At 54.8% G+C, this 18549-nt stretch carries 18 protein-coding genes; 10 read left to right on the top strand and 8 right to left on the bottom strand.

What is annotated here, in order from left to right; translation table 11 throughout:
• Positions 1-48: 48 nt before the first annotated feature.
• Positions 49-1251 carry an aminotransferase class I/II-fold pyridoxal phosphate-dependent enzyme gene (locus AYT24_RS08815; RefSeq protein ID WP_164927123.1) on the bottom strand — a complete coding sequence of 401 codons (1203 nt, stop codon included), beginning with the start codon at positions 1249-1251 and terminating at the stop codon, positions 49-51.
• A gap of 242 nt (positions 1252-1493) precedes the next feature.
• Between AYT24_RS08815 and AYT24_RS08810 the strand changes: the two genes are divergently transcribed.
• On the top strand, positions 1494-2495 hold the full coding sequence (locus AYT24_RS08810) for an NAD-dependent epimerase/dehydratase family protein (RefSeq protein WP_164927122.1): 1002 nt from the start codon (positions 1494-1496) through the stop codon (positions 2493-2495).
• Positions 2496-2530: 35 nt separating this feature from the next.
• Here AYT24_RS08810 and holA read toward each other — a convergent pair whose 3' ends face one another.
• The 3 genes from holA to AYT24_RS08795 form a co-directional block, all read right to left on the bottom strand.
• A complete protein-coding gene (gene holA / locus AYT24_RS08805; protein WP_010933605.1) occupies positions 2531-3571 on the bottom strand; it encodes a DNA polymerase III subunit delta in 1041 nt (346 codons plus the stop codon).
• Between the two features lie 25 nt (positions 3572-3596).
• Positions 3597-4085, bottom strand: a complete 489-nt coding sequence (locus AYT24_RS08800) for a single-stranded DNA-binding protein (protein WP_010933604.1) — start codon at positions 4083-4085, stop codon at positions 3597-3599.
• A gap of 81 nt (positions 4086-4166) precedes the next feature.
• Positions 4167-4961 (bottom strand): dihydroorotate dehydrogenase electron transfer subunit, encoded by a 795-nt coding sequence (locus tag AYT24_RS08795; RefSeq protein WP_010933603.1) that lies wholly within the window; start codon positions 4959-4961, stop codon positions 4167-4169.
• Between the two features lie 324 nt (positions 4962-5285).
• On the opposite strand from AYT24_RS08795, the gene AYT24_RS08790 reads away from it, so the two are divergent.
• From AYT24_RS08790 to AYT24_RS08770, 5 genes are all read left to right on the top strand, one after another.
• A complete protein-coding gene (locus AYT24_RS08790) occupies positions 5286-6503 on the top strand; it encodes a TRC40/GET3/ArsA family transport-energizing ATPase (RefSeq protein WP_010933602.1) in 1218 nt (405 codons plus the stop codon).
• Between the two features lie 121 nt (positions 6504-6624).
• The gene (locus AYT24_RS08785) at positions 6625-7044 is read left to right on the top strand and encodes a chlorosome protein C (protein WP_010933600.1); all 420 of its coding nucleotides are present in this window, start codon (positions 6625-6627) and stop codon (positions 7042-7044) included.
• A gap of 154 nt (positions 7045-7198) precedes the next feature.
• Positions 7199-7438, top strand: coding sequence for a bacteriochlorophyll c-binding family protein (locus tag AYT24_RS08780; RefSeq protein WP_010933599.1), 240 nt, complete (start codon positions 7199-7201; stop codon positions 7436-7438).
• A 253-nt stretch (positions 7439-7691) separates the two neighbouring features.
• Entirely contained in the window at positions 7692-9734 is a 2043-nt protein-coding gene (locus tag AYT24_RS08775) for a hypothetical protein (RefSeq protein WP_010933597.1), read from the top strand.
• Between the two features lie 74 nt (positions 9735-9808).
• Positions 9809-10963: an ArsA family ATPase gene (locus tag AYT24_RS08770; protein ID WP_010933596.1), complete on the top strand. Its 1155-nt coding sequence runs from the start codon at positions 9809-9811 to the stop codon at positions 10961-10963.
• Between the two features lie 79 nt (positions 10964-11042).
• Here the strand turns inward: AYT24_RS08770 and folK are convergent, their stop codons facing one another.
• Together folK and folB are read right to left on the bottom strand one after the other, a co-directional pair.
• Positions 11043-11558 (bottom strand): 2-amino-4-hydroxy-6-hydroxymethyldihydropteridine diphosphokinase, encoded by a 516-nt coding sequence (gene folK / locus AYT24_RS08765; RefSeq protein ID WP_010933595.1) that lies wholly within the window; start codon positions 11556-11558, stop codon positions 11043-11045.
• A 3-nt stretch (positions 11559-11561) separates the two neighbouring features.
• Positions 11562-11942, bottom strand: coding sequence for a dihydroneopterin aldolase (gene folB, locus AYT24_RS08760; RefSeq protein ID WP_010933594.1), 381 nt, complete (start codon positions 11940-11942; stop codon positions 11562-11564).
• 217 nt (positions 11943-12159) lie between these two features.
• Between folB and nadC the strand changes: the two genes are divergently transcribed.
• Together nadC and acpS are read left to right on the top strand one after the other, a co-directional pair.
• Positions 12160-13053, top strand: a complete 894-nt coding sequence (gene nadC, locus AYT24_RS08755) for a carboxylating nicotinate-nucleotide diphosphorylase (protein WP_164927121.1) — start codon at positions 12160-12162, stop codon at positions 13051-13053.
• An 8-nt stretch (positions 13054-13061) separates the two neighbouring features.
• Positions 13062-13415, top strand: a complete 354-nt coding sequence (gene acpS / locus AYT24_RS08750; RefSeq protein ID WP_010933592.1) for a holo-ACP synthase — start codon at positions 13062-13064, stop codon at positions 13413-13415.
• Positions 13416-13503: 88 nt separating this feature from the next.
• On the opposite strand, the gene tig is transcribed toward acpS, so the two are convergent.
• Together tig and AYT24_RS08740 are read right to left on the bottom strand one after the other, a co-directional pair.
• On the bottom strand, positions 13504-14784 hold the full coding sequence (gene tig, locus AYT24_RS08745; protein WP_010933591.1) for a trigger factor: 1281 nt from the start codon (positions 14782-14784) through the stop codon (positions 13504-13506).
• A 196-nt stretch (positions 14785-14980) separates the two neighbouring features.
• Entirely contained in the window at positions 14981-16285 is a 1305-nt protein-coding gene (locus tag AYT24_RS08740; protein ID WP_226986805.1) for a M16 family metallopeptidase, read from the bottom strand.
• A gap of 172 nt (positions 16286-16457) precedes the next feature.
• Between AYT24_RS08740 and AYT24_RS08735 the strand changes: the two genes are divergently transcribed.
• Positions 16458-17459: an SDR family oxidoreductase gene (locus AYT24_RS08735; protein WP_010933588.1), complete on the top strand. Its 1002-nt coding sequence runs from the start codon at positions 16458-16460 to the stop codon at positions 17457-17459.
• A 38-nt stretch (positions 17460-17497) separates the two neighbouring features.
• A complete protein-coding gene (gene recA, locus AYT24_RS08730) occupies positions 17498-18538 on the top strand; it encodes a recombinase RecA (RefSeq protein ID WP_010933587.1) in 1041 nt (346 codons plus the stop codon).
• The last annotated feature ends 11 nt before the right edge of the window (positions 18539-18549 follow it).

Genomic DNA, 18549 nt, shown 5'->3' with positions numbered 1-18549 from the left:
TTTCGCAGGGCTTTGATGGTAATCAATGGCATGATTTGACGCAACGCTTTATATCACGCCAAGTTCGCGTCCTATGGAGCAGAATTCGGTAATGACCTTGTCGAGGTGCTCTTTTTCGTGGGTGGCCATGAAGCTGGTGCGGAGCGCTTCGTGGCCAGGCATGACGCCAGGCCGGATGAAGGCATTGACATAGACTCCGGCATCGAAAAGCTTTTTCCAGAAATAGAGCGTTTTCATCTGATCGGCGATCAGCACGGTTACGATCGCCGTACGAGACGGCATAAGCGTGAATCCGGCTTTCAGCAATCCCTGGCGAACGTAGTCGGTGTTGGCGATCAGGCGTTCGGTCAGTTGCGGCTGCTCGCGGATGATCTTGAGAGTCGCCAGCACCGCCGCAACGCTGGCGGGAGTCGGAGAGGCGCTGAAGATGAGTGACGAGGCGGTGTGCTTGATGTAGTTGATGACCGAGCGCTCACCGACGACGTAGCCTCCGAGCGAGCCAAAGGTTTTGGAGAAGGTGCCCATGATGAGATCGACCTCGTTCACCAGCCCGAACTCCGAGGGGGTGCCGCGTCCGCCCTTGCCGATGACGCCGACGGCGTGCGCGTCGTCAATGACGATGCGGGCATTGTACTTTTTGGCCAGCGCCACCAGCGCCGGAAGATCGACGATTTCGCCCGAGACCGAAAACACGCCGTCCGAAACGATCAGCTTGCCTGCGCTTTCGGGAATGTTCTGAAGCACGCGCTCCAGGTCGGCCATATCGTTGTGCCGGTAGCGCACCTGATTTGCGCCGCCGCCAATCGCCATGATCGACGCGGCGACGAGGCTCGCGTGATTGTCGCGGTCAGCAACAACATACTCTCCTCGTTGTACGAGGGTTGGAATGATGCCCTGGCCGGTCTGGTAGCCGGTGCTGAACAGCAGGCAGCACTCTTTTTCGAAAAAGTCGGCAAGCTGCTCTTCAAGTTCGATATGAAGCCTGACGGTTCCGGTCATGTAGCGCGAGCCGGAACAGCTCGTGCCGTATTTCTTGATGGCGTCGATCGAGGCCTGCTTGACGTTCGGATCGTTGGTCAGGCCAAGGTAGTTGTTCGAGCCGGCCATCACGAGCTTCCGGCCCTCGAAAGAGACGACCGGCCCTTCGGAGTCATCTATAGGGCGAAAAAAAGGATATACTCCCAGTGCTTTGACTTCGTCGGCAAGGGTGAAATCCACACACTTTTTGAATATATCTTTCGTTTTTTCCACAGTTTGCGGTTTTACTTCCACGTTTTTGCCAGGCACTTGAAATTGATGATGGAGCTCTTCCGCAAATCGTGTTAGCAAGGCTTGAGCAGTATTGCGGATTCTGCTATGAAACAGAAATGTATTAAAATTTTCATTTTTTTGATAAACAGGGCTGTGTTTTTTGTCCGCTCGTCAGGGCGTTGTCTGTTGGTGTGCACGGGCAGTAAAGGACGGTAATTTCTGGATAAAAGAGGATAATGTTTATGGACGGAGTGATTCTGGTTACCGGTTCGACCGGTTTTATCGGCTCGAGAATGGTCGATGCCCTCGTTGGGCAGGGCCGGCGGGTGCGGGTACTGCTCAGGCCTGAAAGCCGCAGCACATTGTCGGCGGGATATCGCGAAGGCGTTGAAGAGGTTTGCGCCGCTTACGGCGATCCGGAAGCCCTCGGGAGAGCGGTTTCTGGCGTGGCATCGATCATCCACCTTGCCGGCGTGACCAAAGCGGTCGATGAAGCAGGATTTGCCGAGGGAAACGTGAGGCCGGTTGAAAATCTGCTCGAAGCGGTGAAACGCCACAATCCGGGGCTTGGCCGTTTTTTGCTGGTTTCGTCGCTTGCCGCCATGGGCCCGGCATCGTCACCGTCTCCGGGCGTCATGGAATCTGACCGGCCTCGCCCGGTGAGCGCTTACGGGCGCAGCAAGCTGCTCGGCGAAGCGGTTGCGCGGCGACACGCCGGAAGCGTTCCGCTCACCATTGTTCGGCCACCTGCCGTGTACGGTCCTGGCGATCGCGATATTCTCGAAGTTTTCACCATGATGAAGAACGGATATCTGCTCTCGGCGGGTCCCGGGCGACGCCAGCGTTTCAGCATGATCCATGTCGATGAGCTGATCCGCGGAATTTTGCTCGCACTTGACTCGGAAAACGCCGCCGGTCAGGACTATTTTATCACCTCGCCTCGCGGCTACGCCTGGGACGAGGTGATCGCGGCGGCCCGTCCGGTGCTCGGTTTCAGGCGACTGCTTCGCCTCAACCTGCCGAAGCCGCTGGTGTTCGGTTTGGGCGCGGTGCTCGGCGGCGTTGCTAAGTTGACCGGCTGCCCAGCTCTGATCAACAAGGACAAAGCCAATGAACTGGTGCAGGATTTCTGGGTATGCAGCCCGGAAAAAGCGGAGCGGGAACTCGGGTTTACCGCGAGCATTCCACTGGAAACGGGGGTTCCCGAAACGTTGGTGTGGTACCGGCAGCAGGGGTGGCTGTAGAGAACAGCTGTTCACTCAAGCCGCTGCTGTTTTCCTCAATTGAAGAGTTGCTGCATCAGTTTGAGCAGGGTGAATCTGTCGTCGGGCGAGGGAATAATGCCTTTGAGGGCGGCATCGGCGTCACGCAGGGCGAGAATGGCATTTTCGGTTTCGGCGGCGCTGAACTGGCGGGCGTAGCCGATGAAGTTTTTGGCGAAATACTCCTGGCGTCCGTACATGCCGAGCATCGCTGCTGTTTCCTGAAGGGAGAGTTGCTGTGCGCCCGGTGTCTGGAGCTTCCATATCCGCAGGAAAAAGGTGGTCAGGTAGCGCACGATGTTCATGAGCCCCTCTTTCTGCCCCTCCTGCTCCATGATCATCAAAGCGATGCCGCTACACTGCCGGAGGTTCTTGCTGACCAGTGCTTTTTCAAGCTCGAAGACATTATATTTTCGAGAGATGCCGACGCAGTCGCAGACGTCGTCGAGGGTGATGCGCCGTTCGGGGCGTTTGTTCGAGGCGTAGAGCGTGAGCTTCTCGATCTCCTGGCAGATCAGCCTCGATGATGGCTCGATGTATCCCGAGAATGTTTTCAGGGCTTCCGGCTCGAACTCCCATCCCGCTTCCCGGGCTCTTTCAGCGGCGAAGATCTCCGCATTTTTGATCGCCCCGAAGTCATGGCGAAACGCTTTGAGATGTTTGTACGGGGCTTTTTCAAGCTCCGTTTTTTCGATCTCGTCTGCATCGAGCACCAGCACGGTAAATGACGGCGGATCGGAAAGATAGCTCAGGAGCGACTTCTCCTGCCGCTGGCTTTCCGTTTTGTCGGTCACCTTTTTCAGCTTGTCGAACTGGCGGACGACGACCAGCTTCTTTTCGGTGAACATCGGGTATTCTGAGGCCGCTGAAACGATCTGGCCGAGGGTGAGGTCTGGCCCGTACAGGACAAGCGTGTTGAGGGCAGCCTCGTTTTCCGAAGGGAAAATGGCCGCCTTCAGTTGCGTTTCAATCTCCTCCTTGAGCCAGCTTTCCGGACCCTGAAAAAAATAGACAGGGGCGATTTTGCCTGAGGCAATCTGTTTTTTCAGGTCAGCCATGCGGGGTCAGTGCCGGAAATTCTGGTCAGAAAGGCAAGTCGTCTTTTTCAAACTCCTGTGCTCCGCCAGATGATGGGCTTGCGCCGTAATTGCCGGAAGATGGTTCCGGCCTCGACGGACGCGAGTAAGATGGGCGATTCTGCGAATAAGAAGCGTCGCTCGTGCCGCCGCCGGAATCTTTTGCTCCGAGCATCTGCATATCGGTGCACACGATTTCCGTCGCGTATTTCTTGTCACCAGTCTTGTTGTCATCCCATGAGCGCGTTTGCAAGCGCCCTTCGATATAAACCTGACGTCCTTTCTTGAGGTACTGGCTGCAAATGTCGGCCAGCTTTCCCCACGCGACGATCCGGTGCCATTCGGTGCGCTCCTGGAGGTTGCCACTGCTGTCCTTGAAGCCCTCGCTGGTTGCAAGGGTGAAATTGACGACGGACTGGCCCGATGCGGTTTCGCGGCGTTCAGGATCGTTACCAAGGTGACCGATCAGCATTACTTTGTTCAAGCCTCTTGCCATAGTATGGTGCGGGATTTATGCAATTTTCTTGTTGTTGGTTTCGCCCACAACAAGCTACATGATTATTTGTTATTGTTCAAGTCAGGTGGTGAATCGGTTGCCGTCGATGACGGGCCCTTCTCGGCAAAGCAGAATGCTCTCCTTTTCCCCATCGGCGTTGCTGAGTTCGACCATGCAGCCGTAGCAGATACCGACGCCGCAACCCATGATCGACTCGAGCGACAGCTCGCACGGAAAGGCGCGAGCACGGCAGAAGCTGGCGAGCGCCTTGAGCATCGGATTGGGGCCGCAGGCGAACACCTTGACCCGTCCGGCGTCCGTTTGTTCAGTCAGATATTTTTCGAGCAGCTGGACGACATTGCCGTGAAACCCTTCGGAGCCGTCGTCGGTGGCGGTGCTGACGTTGGACAGGCTGGTGGTCAGGAGATCGGAACGGCTCCGGCCACCCACCAGGTGATGGAATGGAATGCCAGCTGCGGCCAGTGTTTTTTCGAGGAACAGCATCGGCGCGGTGCCAATGCCGCCGGATACCAGCAGGGCGGTATCGAAATCTCCGGTGCCGGTGCCGAAAGAGTTGCCGAGTGGGCCGAGCACCAAGAGGCTCTCTCCGCAGGATGCTTCGCAGAGCAGCGCGGTGCCTCTTCCGACGTTCTTGACCATGACATCGATGATGTCGCCCTGCACGTTATGGATACAGAAGGGACGCCTGAGCAGCGGCTGATCGGCGGCGTTGATCTTGATATTGACGAAGTTGCCCGGCTTTGCGGCAGCGGCGATTTTGGGGCACGGCATCGACAGGATCGAAACGCCAGCTCCAGCAGGCCGGATGGCTGAAATGCGGGTTCTGACGTCGGAAATAGCGCTGGTTTGAAGCATGGGTGCGAGCGTTTCGGATTGCGGTTTTCAGACGAGCGGAGCAATTTTGGTCTACAGCCGTCCCGCTTTTGAAAAGTATTTGACAATAATTAAGAGTCCCTGTCGGGATTTTGCAAATGAGTATCCCCGGCCAACACTTGTCTTAATCAAGATAAGCGATTGAAAAAAAATCATATAATAATTCGCGAAGTTCGGGAATACGTTGCTGTGTCGCAGTGCGGTAGGGCTCTGCATGTGCGATGTGGTGAATGTTCCTTTGCAGAATGATGTGAGAAGTATATCTTAACGATCTTGGCTGTACAATAAACTTCCAATGCCTGGTTCATGCGAATATTAACTTTTACTGGCAAGGGTGGTGTGGGCAAGACAAGCGTCTCGGCCGCCACGGCAGTTCGTCTTTCCGAAATGGGTCACCGCACCCTCGTGCTTTCCACCGACCCCGCCCACAGTCTTTCCGATTCGTTCAACATTCAGCTTGGCGCCGAGCCGACCAAGATCAAGGAAAACCTTCACGCCATCGAGGTGAACCCCTATGTTGACCTCAAGCAGAACTGGCATTCTGTACAGAAGTACTATACCCGTATTTTCATGGCCCAGGGCGTCTCCGGCGTCATGGCCGATGAAATGACGATTCTTCCCGGCATGGAGGAGCTTTTTTCTCTGCTCCGCATCAAACGCTACAAATCCGCCGGTCTCTACGATGCGCTTGTGCTTGATACGGCGCCGACCGGTGAAACCCTTCGCCTGCTCTCATTGCCCGATACTCTTTCGTGGGGCATGAAGGCGGTCAAAAACGTCAACAAATACATTGTCCGTCCGCTCAGCAAACCGCTTTCCAAGATGTCGGACAAGATTGCTTACTACATTCCTCCGGAAGACGCCATCGAGTCGGTTGATCAGGTGTTCGACGAGCTCGAAGATATCCGCGAGATTCTGACTGACAACGTCAAGTCAACCGTCAGATTGGTGATGAATGCTGAGAAGATGTCAATCAAGGAGACCATGCGCGCCTTGACCTACCTGAACCTCTATGGTTTCAAGGTCGATATGGTACTGGTCAACAAACTTCTCGACGCGCAAGAGAACAGCGGTTACCTTGAAAAGTGGAAAGGTATCCAACAAAAATATCTCGGTGAGATCGAAGAGGGATTCTCTCCGCTGCCAGTCAAAAAGCTGAAAATGTATGATCAGGAGATCGTTGGCGTGAAGTCGCTGGAGGTCTTCGCGCATGACATCTACGGCGATACCGATCCGTCCGGTATGATGTATGACGAACCGCCGATCAAGTTTGTCCGCCAAGGAGACGTGTATGAAGTTCAGCTCAAGCTTATGTTTGCCAACCCTGTCGATATCGACGTGTGGGTGACTGGTGATGAGTTGTTTGTGCAGATCGGTAACCAGCGTAAGATCATCACTCTGCCGGTCAGTCTGACTGGTCTGGAACCCGGCGATGCCGTTTTCAAGGACAAGTGGCTCCATATTCCGTTTGATCTCGAAAAGCAGGGGCAGCATCACCGCACGAGGGAGTATAACAAGGCATAACGCGTGGCTTGGTTCTGTTTGAGCATGGCTGATTTTTTTATTAGGTTTAAGTAGATGTAAATTTCACCATAAAACCAGTAACCGGTGGCTGCACCGGCCGTCGGCAAAAAGGAGAAGTACCATGTCAGAATCGTATCAGAAACTTCGTAAGGACTTCAAGGAACTTGATTTTACCGACAGGCTGACCTTTCTTGCGGAAAGCCTGCTCCTGACCGGTCAGAGCGCCATCGTTGGCGGGCTTGAGGTCGCTGGCAGGGTTGTAGAAACGGTTACGGGAACAGTTGGTTCTTTGATCGATGCATCTGGTATCACCAATATACTTGGTGGTTCGGGCGGAGTTGTTGGGGAAACCATTGATCGCGTTGCGATTACCGTGAAGGACGTGTCCCGTTCGGCAGGTGAGCTGTACAACGATGCAGTGAGGAATGTCGAAAACGCGACCAGCAACGCGGCAAAAGCGGTTGGTGATGTAGGGGTTTCGGCGTCTGAGGCAGTTAAGAACATTGCTGGCTCATTCCAGAAAACAACCGGAAACAAGTAAGGCCGTTTTCCCCGGCGGCCATCGCCAAGGCATAGAGGCGGTTGGCCCATGAAATCTTTTATTTGTGTTTTTTCGTTTATTCGATTATTTTTGTCTTAGAGTCTCAATTTTAATTTTTGTTTTTTCCGTCAATTAAATTCCAAAAGGAGGAGTTATGAGTGGAGGAGGCGTCTTTACCGACATTTTAGCCGCCGCAGGCCGTATTTTCGAGGTTATGGTCGAAGGTCACTGGGAAACCGTCGGTATGCTTTTTGACTCGCTGGGCAAAGGCACCATGAGGATCAACCGTAATGCTTATGGTTCCATGGGTGGTGGCAGCCTTCGTGGTTCTTCCCCCGAGGTATCCGGCTATGCCGTTCCTACCAAAGAAGTTGAATCGAAGTTTGCCAAATAAGCAAACCGTTCAGCCGGTTTTCAGAAGCAGTGACAGGTTTTCCGCCTTCACTGCTTTTTTGTTTACAAGCTTTCCTTCGCAATTCCTCCTTTGTTGCCGCTTTCCGCCTTTTCTGCTGCTGGCTGCCGCTGGCCGTCATACCCTGCTTTTCTGTCTCTTTGTTACGTAATTTATTTTTGTTTTCATATTTTAGTTGTTCGGTATTCCATCGATGATGAACGGGTATTACAGGTAACGTGACCGGAAGCGGTAAATGGCTAATATTTCTCTCTATATCTCAGGACAGACAGAGCTGGATGACGTCTCCGAGTTTTTCCAGAAGCGGTTGATAGGCAAGGGTGAAACTCCCATCGCTTTTTTTGACGGGGTGTTTTACGAGTCTCATCAGGAACGGGTGGGCAACATCGTGTATCAGGATTATCTGATCTATACCGACAAGGCCCTCTACCTCTGGGCGCGAGGAGCTTCGAAAGACTTTCTTGACCGGTTCAGCCTTGGTGCTGTTTCGGTCAACAGCCGCAATAAGGACAGCGCTTTCGCGACCATGAATCTCAAGATCCGTCGTGAAGGCAAGGAGCCGATCTACGTGATTTTCGACATGGTCGAGATTCGTGAGGCCGATACAATCGTCAGGCTTCAGACTCTCGTCGAATCGATTATCGAGGATTATCTCGGTATCAATTACCGTCAGGAAATTCCCCAGGATACTGCGGACAGGATTTTTCAGGCAGCAAGGACGCTCTGCCCGCCGAGACAGATCGCTCTTCAGCTCGATACTCCGCAGGCTCCCACGCCTGACGCTGGTATTGGCTATGGGCAGGATCTGCTCGAACAGTATCGTGCGTCTGCTGGTTATGAGCAACCGCAAATGCCTTATCCGCCGTACCAGCCTTCGGGCACTGGCGGGGCGAGTCCCCGTTCCATGGGGTCGCAGGATGCCATGCGTGGTCTGGAGTCGATGTTGCCGGCTGATCCCGCATCACTGAAACGGATTGCCGAACAGATCAAGAATATGGTTGGCGATGCTCCGTTCAAGATGCGTGACCAGGTGATGAAAGATTTGCAGCATGTGCCTGGAGACATGGCCACGGTGCTGAACGCCCTGAACGAGCTTCTCTCCAATATCGCAGGCAATCCTATGGCCGAGCGTTTCGTCATGAACGCAATCAAAACCGCTGTAGCCAACGACGGGGTGCTTGGTTCTCTCAGCAAAATCATCAAGATGACCGGTTTCGGCAGCGGCGGTGGAAAAAAGAGTTCGAGGCCACCGGCGAACGAGTCACCTCGAGAGGAGCGTAGCACTGCGAAGGAGCGGAAATCGCCGTTTGTCGATGAGGAGCCGGATGAGGACGGTTCGACGATTCGCCGCAAGAAGATCAGCATCAAAGATGATGACAATCATACTGGTGCTGATTTATTCGCAGGCAATGACGAGCCGATCACTTCCCGCGAGAGTCGTCCACCAGTTTCCCGCAGCAGCGTTCCGGATGACAGCGATTCAGGCGCGGAACCGGGTGGGCGTCGCAAGAAGCTTTCAATCAAAATGGAGGACGACAACGAGATCGCCCGGAAGCTGATGAGTTACGACGAGCCCGAGCGTGAGGCACCGTCACCTGCTCCAGTCGAAGCATCATCAGCCGTAAGCACTGAAAATGGTTCCGGGATTCGTCGCAAGAAGATCGCGATCAAAGCCGAAGAGGGCAGTGGCGCGGAGGCGGATATTGCCCGGAAACTGATGGATTACGACGAAGCATCACGCAGTGCGGTTACATCTGCGTTGTCTGGCGAAGTTCCGGGAAGCGTTTCCAGTGAAGAGCCGTCTGAGCCAGAGCCTCTCCGGAGAAAGAAAATCCAGATTAAGGCGGACGTCGAGCAAGAGAGCGAACCTATAGTTAAAGCTGAACCAGAAGAGCCAACCAGAAAAAAGATTCAGATCAAAACTGAAACTGAGCCGGAACTGCCGGTGGTATCACCTGAATTGGAAATCAAATCCATGCTTGAGCCTGAGCCACAACTGGAGGTGCCTGTTCAGAAGGCGAGCCAAATCGAGGCTGAGCCGGAAGAAGAGATCGATATCTCTGAAGAGGTTATCTTTTCAGCCCTTGGCGAAATAGAGGAGATGGAAGGTTCCAGTATATCACAAGAATATATGATCATTGAGTCCGACATTCCGGTTCGCAGAGCGGTTAGTGAGCCGGTCAAGGAGCCGGTCAGCGAGCCGGTTATCGAGAAAAAGCCTGAACAGGTCCGGCATTCTTCCGGGAAAGTCAGTCACGGCAAACGGCGCGGCAGATAAGTCTGACGGTGATAAGCCTGAGGGAAGCAAGCATTCAGTTTACAGTCAAGTTTACACTATAGTTTTTCAACACCATGAGAATCATCCTTTATTTGGGCAAAGGTGGAGTGGGTAAGACCACCGTATCTGCTTCCACCGCGACGGCGATCGCTCGCAGTGGCAAGCGCGTGCTGATCATGAGCACTGATGTCGCCCATAGCCTGGCCGATGCGTTTGGCGTCGAGTTGAGTTCGACTCCTGTGGAGGTCGAGAAAAATCTCTTTGCCATGGAGGTGAACATTCTTGCTGAAATCAGGGAAAACTGGACCGAACTGTACTCCTATTTCTCCTCGATTCTCATGCACGACGGTACAAATGAAATCGTCGCCGAAGAGCTGGCCATCGTGCCCGGCATGGAGGAGATGATCAGCCTTCGCTACATCTGGAAAGCCGCAAAATCCGGGAAGTACGACGCCGTCGTGGTCGATGCCGCTCCGACCGGCGAAACGATGCGCCTGCTCGGTATGCCCGAGTCTTACGGCTGGTACTCCGAGAAGATCGGCGGCTGGCACTCCAAGGCGATCGGCTTTGCCGCGCCGCTTCTGAGCCGCTTCATGCCGAAGAAGAACATCTTCAAGCTCATGCCCGAGGTCAACGAGCACATGAAGGAGCTGCACGGCATGTTGCAGGACAAGAGCATCACCACTTTCAGGGTGGTGCTTAATCCGGAGAACATGGTCATCAAAGAAGCTTTGCGCGTTCAGACCTATCTCAACCTTTTTGGGTACAAGCTCGACGCGGCGGTTGTCAACAAGGTGCTGCCTTCGAACTCTAGCGATCCCTACCTCCAGGCTCTGATCGATCAACAGGCAAAGTATCTCCGCGTGATCGACAACTGCTTCTATCCGGTGCCGATTTTCAGGGCGATGCAGTCCTCCAAGGAGGTTATCAGTACTGACAGGCTGTATGACCTGAGCCAGGAGCTTTTCAGTGGCCGTAATCCGATGGAGGTGCTCTACAGCAACGACAAGACCCAGACGCTTGAAAAGATCAACGGCAAGTACGTACTGAGCCTCTATCTGCCGAACGTTGAGGTGGACAAGCTCGCGGTGAACATCAAGGGTGACGAGCTGCTCGTCGATATCAACAACTTCCGTAAGAGCATCGTGCTGCCCAACGTGCTGGTAGGCCGCAAAACCGAAGGTGCCGATTTCGAACAGGGTACACTGAATATCACTTTCGCGAACTGAGCGGAAAGCGAGGTTTTAATATAAAAGCGGGCTACTTCACGGTGGTCCGCTTTTTTTATTGGAAGATCAGCCGGGTCAGTCAGGTCGGCCTGATCTTCAACTCTTGCACCAGTCGTACAGGAACCGAGTGATCTTCGCAGCTTTTCAGTAGCTCGGCGATGGAGTGGCGCAGGCGGGGGTGAACCGGATTGGCGAGGTCGAGCAGTGGTATAAGGACGAATTTCCGGTGGTGCATCTCGGCATGAGGAATAACGAGCAGATCGCTTTCGATGCAGAGATCGCTGTAGAGCAGGATATCGAGATCGATGGTTCTCGGACTCCAGCGCTGGTACCGGTCGGGGCGGCCCAGGTCATGCTCGATTGCTTTGCAGCGGGTGCGAAGGTCAGTCGGATCGAGCGATGTCTGCACTGCAATGACGGCGTTGAAATAGCGTTCCTGGTTGGGATCACCGAACGGCTCGGTCATATACACCCGTGAGGCTCCGCTCACCCTCATGCCAGGCAGTTGTGCAAGGTGGTCAACGGCCTGCTGAAGGTAGCCGAGCCGGTCTCCGACATTCGAGCCGATGCCGATATAGGCGGTAACTGGCGCCATTGTTCAGTGCCTTTCAATCACGTGTTCGGCTTCAGCATAATCGCACAGCCCGCCGAGAGGCAGCGCTCGCTTGCGCACCTTCACGGTGACTTTCTCCGCGAGGGCCAGCTCCTCAATCAGCCTTGCGGCGGCTCTTGCGGCCAGCGTCTCGATGAGTGCCGCCGGTTCACCAGCAATCATAACCTCGCTGATGATGGTATATGCCTGCCCGTAATCGATGGTTTTCAAGAGATCATCGGCAGCGGCGGCCTCAGTGCTGTCAAAAAAAAGCTCGGCATCGACCTCATACCGTCCGCCAAGACGGCGTTCCTCTTCGTGGACACCGTGCCGGGCGTAAAAAACGGCGTTGACAAGCCTGATACAGGAACGATGATGAAGCTTCATGGTCGCGCGGCGAGAGATCAGTATTCAGGAGGAATCTGCAAGAATGTAACCTATTCGCAACTTCATTGCAAAACGGTTCCTGACAGCCGGTATAAATGGCAATGGCGTGTACCGTGAGACATTGCGAATACCAAAAAAGTATTACCTTGCATGAGAAGGATTTAACGTTCTCAGAGCGTTTTCCGGATTCCTCTAACCTCTTTCTGATTTGGCAGTTATGGCAGAAAAAAGAACCAATCATGCGTTCAGGGAGTTTTTTGAGACATGCAGGTTGAAGGCCATGCAACTTGCACTCGAAGAGGACCGTTTCCAGGGGGATATCACTACCGAGGCGACTGTCGATCAGAATCAGCTTGGTCTTGGTTACATCGAGGTCAAATCTGAAGGGATCATTGCCGGAGTGGAGGTCGCCAGACAGGTGTTCCAGTCACTGGATGCCGCGCTTGAATTCACGGCGTACGTCAAGGATGGCAAGAGGGTTTATCCTGGAGAACGAGTGCTCGAGGTAAAGGGACGTATAGCCTCGATTCTGATTGGTGAACGTACGGCGCTCAATTTCATGCAGCGCATGTCCGGCATCGCCACCCGCACGAACATGTATGTCGAACGGGTCAGCCACACCAACGCATCTATTCTCGATACCCGGAAGACAGCGCCAGCTCTGCGTTATTACGACAAGGAAGCCGTCCGGATCGGGGGCGGGACCAATCACCGCTTTGGGCTTTTCGATATGATCCTGATCAAGGACAATCACATTGATGCTGCCGGAAGTGTGGAGGAGGCCATAAGACGGGCGAAGGCATATTGCCAGGAGCAGGGGGTTTCAGCGAAGATTGAAACTGAAGTCCGCAGCATCTCCGAGCTGGTTCGCGCCTGTGCCAGCCGCCCGGACATGATTCTTCTCGACAACTTCATGGTTGATGACCTGGCCGAAGCGGTGCGCTGGATCAAGGCGAACGGTTTTGGCAACATTCTGCTTGAAGCGTCGGGAAACATCGGTCTGCACAATGTTTCCGAAGTCGCCATGACCGGCGTCGATTTTATTTCAATCGGCGAGCTGACTCATAGCGTCAAGGCGCTCGATATGTCCATGAAGATCGAACGTGCCTGATCCCGTCGATGGAGATCGGGGTTGACATCGTCGAGATAGCTCGTATCCGTTCGAGTTATGACCGTTTCGGAGAGGCCTTCATGAAGAAAATTCTGACCTCGGCCGAGATGGCCCAGTGCCTTTCCAAACCCGATCCCGTGGCGAGCCTTGCCGGACGTTTTGCAGCCAAAGAGGCTGTTTCGAAAGCTCTCGGTACTGGCATCGCCAAAGGCCTGACCTGGCACTCCATCGAGGTGTTGAACGACGAGACGGGCAAACCCTGTGTGAGCGTTTACGCGCCCTCCTTTTCCGGTAGAGTCAGTATTTCAATCTCCCACGACCGCTACTCCGCAGTGGCGATGGCGCTCTTTGAGCCGCGCTGAGCATCCGGCAATTTCCCCGTCGCGCATAAAAAAAGGCTCATCAGTCGATGAGCCTTTTTGCTTCAGAAAGCCTTATTTTTCGATTACTTCAGTTGTGCGCCGGAACCGGTGTAGCTTCTTTGGTGATGGTCACCTTCGATTTGATCACATCGTAGATTTTCTCTTTCAGGATCGTGTCGATGATGTAGTCCTTGAACTCGGTGGACAGGTAGGTGTTGAGAAGCTGATCCACAGTCAGTGACGGTTCCTTTTCTGCCTCTTTTTCGGCAAATGCCTTGATATCCTCGTCAGTTACCTCAAGATTGTTCTCTTTGGCGATCTTCTGGCTGATCAGAAGCCAGCGGGCGTGCTTTTCAGCATTCGGCTTCATGGCGTTGAAGAACTCTCTCTCGTCAAAGCCTTTAGGGAACTGGCCGCCAACCTGGCGCTTGGCGTTTTCGAGCAGTATATTTTGGAAATGGGCCACCATGGCGCTTGGCGTGGGCACCGGATGCTCTTCGATAAGCTTTGACGAAATGGCTTCGAGCAGATCATACTCGGATTTGTCGGAGAAATGTGCCTGGAGCTGCAAACGGATGTCGTTTCTGAAGTCCTCGACCTTCTCGAAGCGCTGCTGGCTGATCTCCTTGACCAGTTCGTCGTCCAGTTCGGGCAGTTCGAGGTGTTTGACCTCTTTGATTTCGATGCGGAAGCGGTTCGTTTCGCCGCCCTCTTCCTTTGGCTTGACGGTGACATCGACCACATCCCCGGCTTTCTTGCCTTCGAGGGCCATGCGGAACGGGTTGTCAGCCGGGAGGTATTCGAGGTTGAAATGGTGGTTTTCATTCTTCGAGCCTTCAATGTCAGCACCATCGGCGTCAAGCTTCGTAACGTCGCCGATGACCGTGTCGCCCTCGGCTGCAGCATCTTCGCTGGTTACCATGGTGCCGTGACCACGCAGGATCAGTTTGATTTCACGATCGACATCCTCGTCGGAGATGGTGTATTCTGCCTGTGTGAAGGTGTATTCGCTGAAATCCTTCAACTCGAATTCGGGGTGGATTTCGTAAGAAATTTTGATGGTCAGTTTGCCATCCTCGTAGTTGTAGCTCTCGATCTGGGCGCGGCTGGCTGGGTTGATCTTCTCCTCCTCGGCGATGGCTGCGAAATACTTCGAGGCCATCTTCTCGGCAACCTCGGCCTCGATGGAGGGTCCGATAATGCGCTTGAGCATGCCCACGGGCACGTGCCCCTGCCTGAAGCCTTTAATTCTGACGGACTTGCGCGCTTCTTCGAGCTGCTGGTCATATTCGGGCTGGTACTCTTCGGCAGTCAGAATAATTTCAAGTTCCTGCGCGATTTCGCTGACATTCGTGATATTCTTTTGCAAGGCTTTTCGTGACCGGTTAAGTTGCGGGTCTCTCCGTTTCCGGTGAGCCGGAAAGCGTGGATCGGTACAGAGAGTATCCCTGAAATTTTAAAGCCTGAATTATACTATTTTTTCAGGCTTTTTTAAAACGGATCGTTCAACGGGTTTTTCCGTACTTCGTTCAACGTGGCCACACTTCGTCGTCAAGTGCCGAAAGTTACCTGCCGCCGGGCTTGTAGACCAGAGTCGATATTTGCTCGGGGATGCCGAGTGCGGCGGCAGCCACCGCCACATCTTCAGCCGTCACCCCATCAATCATTCCAGCCTTTTCAGAAGGTGAAAGGTATCGCCCGAAATAGAACATATCCTGCGCTATGTGCGACATGCGCCGGGTCATCTTTTCCATGCCGAGGATCATCGAACCGAGCATCTTCGATTTGGCTGCCGCGAGTTCGAAGGGATCGGGTTCCTTCAGCACGTTGCCGGTCAGGAGTTCGGCGATCGTGTCGAGGGTTTTCGAGGTTTTGCCCTTGTCGGTGCCCGCATAAACATTGAATTCAGTGACCTCGTCGTAGAAAGAGACCGAAGAGTACGCCTGATAGACCAGTCCGCGCTTCTCGCGCAGTTCGAGGTTCAGGATCGAACTCATGCCGCTCGACAGCATGGCGTTCAGCACCATCAGTCCCCAGAAGCGACGGTCGTCTCGCGGGAAGATCGTGCCGAGCAGAATCTGCGACTGGAAGACACTTTTTTTCAGCGTTTTTGTAAATGGCCTGTACGCCGATAGATCGAACAGCCGCCTCACCGAATCTTCCTGCGGCGAGTCCTTCAGGTGGCCCCAAAACGATTCCGCCAGCCCGGTCACTGCATCGTGCTCGATGTTGCCGATGGCGGTGACGAGCATTTTCGATGGCACGTAGTGGCGGCGCATGAAGTCTCTGATCTCTTTGCCGGTGAGCCTTTCGACGCTCTCTTCGGTGCCGAGAATCGCTGTGCCGAGGGGATGCCGGGAAAAGGCGCGGCGGTCGAAATCCTCGAAGATCAGCTCTTCCGGGGTGTCGTTCACACTGGCGATCTCTTCGAGCACCACCTCTTTTTCTTTCTCGATCTCGTCGGGCGGAAAAACCGGATTACAGCAGAGATCGGCGAGCAGGTCAAAAGCCAGATGCAGATGCTCCCGGAGGCACCTGACGCACAGGCAGGTCTGCTCCTTGGTGGTCCAGGCGTCGATATAGCCACCGGTTTCTTCGACGCAGCGGGCAATCTCGACGTAGTCACGCTTTTGCGTGCCCTTGAAAAGTGCGTGTTCGATGAAATGGGCCATACCCTCGAATCCTTCGGGATCTTCGCGCGAACCGGCGTTGATCCACAAGCCAAGCGTGACGCTGTGAATCCAGGGCACCTGATTGCTGACGATGCGCAGGCCGTTGGGAAGGGTTCCACTTTCGACAATGCCGGTTGAGAGGCGTTCTGCAGGGTGTGTGGCGTTGCCGATGGAGGGCGATACGATATTTTTTCTCACGATTGCGGATGGATTTGGGTGCAATGTAAGTTATTCTTCTTATTATTAAGCACAAATTGGCTCTGGGCCGCATCTGCATGGATTGCGCTCCAGCCGGTTCCGCGGTATCTCCCGTGCCGCCACAAGCGGACGGAGAACCAAACGGAAGGTTTTGCAGACACGCCATTTTTTCATGTCAGGTATACCGATTCTCATCACCGGTGCAACCGGCTACATAGGGGCACGGCTTCTCGTCGATATGATCGCACGGTACGGCGACTCCGTCCGCTGCCGGGTCACCGTTCGGGAGGGATCGGACGCATCGTTTCTCCGCAATTTGCCGGTCGAGATCGCCCAGGCTGACATGCACGATCCGATCGCTGTCAACGAGGCGGTCAAAGGTGCGGAGGTCGTCTTCCACTGCGCAGGTCTGATCGCCTACACCAGAAATTTCCGCAACCGGCTTTACGATACCAATGTGCTCGGCACCCGCCACATTGTCGATGCCTGTCTGGAGGCGGGCGTAAAGCGGTTGGTCGCCACCAGCTCGATTGCCGCCGTCGGTTCGTCCGACGCGAAGAGTGGTATTCGGGAGTCGAACGAGCAGACCCCCTTCACCGAGTGGCAGCGTCACAACGTGTACATGGAGTCCAAGTATCTGGCCGAGCTCGAATGCCGCCGCGGCGTGGCCGAAGGGCTTGACGTGGTGATGGTCAATCCAGGCGTGGTGATCGGCAAGAATTCCGAGCCGGGGATGTCTGGCAGCAGTTCCAACGAGGTGCTCCGGATGATCTACGAGGGCCGCCTGCCGCTTTGCCCCGATGGCGCGACAGGATTCGTCGATGTGCGCGACGTGGCCGACGCCCATATCGCCGCATGGCAGAAGGGAAAAGCGGGAGAGCGCTACATCATCGTTGGCGAGAATCTCTCTTTCAGAGAGCTTTTCGAGCGGATCGCCGCGCTGCCCGGCAGCCGGAGCGGCAAGGTGTTTCGTGTTAACCGAGTTGCCAGGATGCTGGCTGGCGTCGGCGGTGAACTCTTTTCGCTTCTGACGAAACGGCCATCGTTCATCAGCATCGAGAGTCTCAGGCAGGCTGCGCATTTGTCCCGCTACAGCAACCAGCGTTCGGTGCGCGAGCTAGGCATGTCGTACCGCCCATTCGAGGAGACGCTTCGAAGCGCTATTATGCAGTAAACCAGGACCATACTTTTACAAATTCAGAGCATACCCCTATGGAAAAAGAGGCAACACCGCAGCAACAGCCGCCGGTCGTCGATCCGGCCAGGCTCAAACAGCTCAATCTTGCGATAGAGACACTTGAAAAGCAGTTCGGCAAAGGTGCAATCATGCGTCTTGGCGACGACTCGGCGGTCATGCACGTGCAGGTGATTTCCACCGGTTCGATGGCGCTCGACTACGCCCTTGGCGTGGGCGGCTTGCCGCGAGGCCGCGTGACCGAGATTTACGGCCCCGAATCCTCTGGCAAGACCACGCTCGCCCTGCACGCCATCGCCGAGGCACAGAAAAACGGCGGTATTGCGGCGCTGGTCGATGCGGAGCACGCTTTCGATCCGACCTACGCCCGGAAGCTCGGCGTCGATATCAATGCGCTGCTGGTCAGCCAGCCCGAATCGGGCGAGCAGGCGCTCTCCATCGTCGAGACGCTTGTGCGCAGCGGTGCGGTTGACATCATCGTTATCGACTCGGTGGCGGCGCTGGTGCCGCAGGCCGAACTCGAAGGCGAGATGGGCGACAGCGTGGTTGGCCTTCAGGCCCGCCTCATGAGCCAGGCGTTGCGCAAGCTCACCGGGGCGATCTCCAAGTCGAGCAGCGTCTGCCTCTTCATCAACCAGCTTCGCGACAAGATCGGCGTGATGTACGGCAGCCCCGAAACCACCACCGGCGGCAAGGCGCTGAAGTTCTACTCGTCAGTCCGGCTCGATATCCGCAAGATTGCGCAGATCAAGGATGGCGAAGAGTTGGTTGGCAACCGAACCAAGGTCAAGGTGGTCAAGAACAAGGTCGCTCCGCCCTTCAAGACCGCCGAGTTCGACATTCTCTATGGTGAAGGCATTTCGGTGCTGGGTGAGCTGATCGACCTGGCTGTCGAGTTCGGCATCATCAAGAAATCTGGCGCGTGGTTCAGTTATGGCACTGAAAAGCTCGGTCAGGGGCGCGAGAACGTCAAGAAGCTGCTGAAGGAGGATGAGACCCTGCGCAATACGATCCGCCAGCAGGTTCGCGACATGCTCACCGGAGCGCCAACCGCATAAATGGAACAAAG

The sequence above is a fragment of the Chlorobaculum tepidum TLS genome, from assembly GCF_000006985.1.
Lineage (GTDB): Bacteria > Bacteroidota > Chlorobiia > Chlorobiales > Chlorobiaceae > Chlorobaculum > Chlorobaculum tepidum.
Note: the sequence above shows the minus strand (reverse complement) of the source record. Positions and strands in the feature narration are given on the sequence as shown.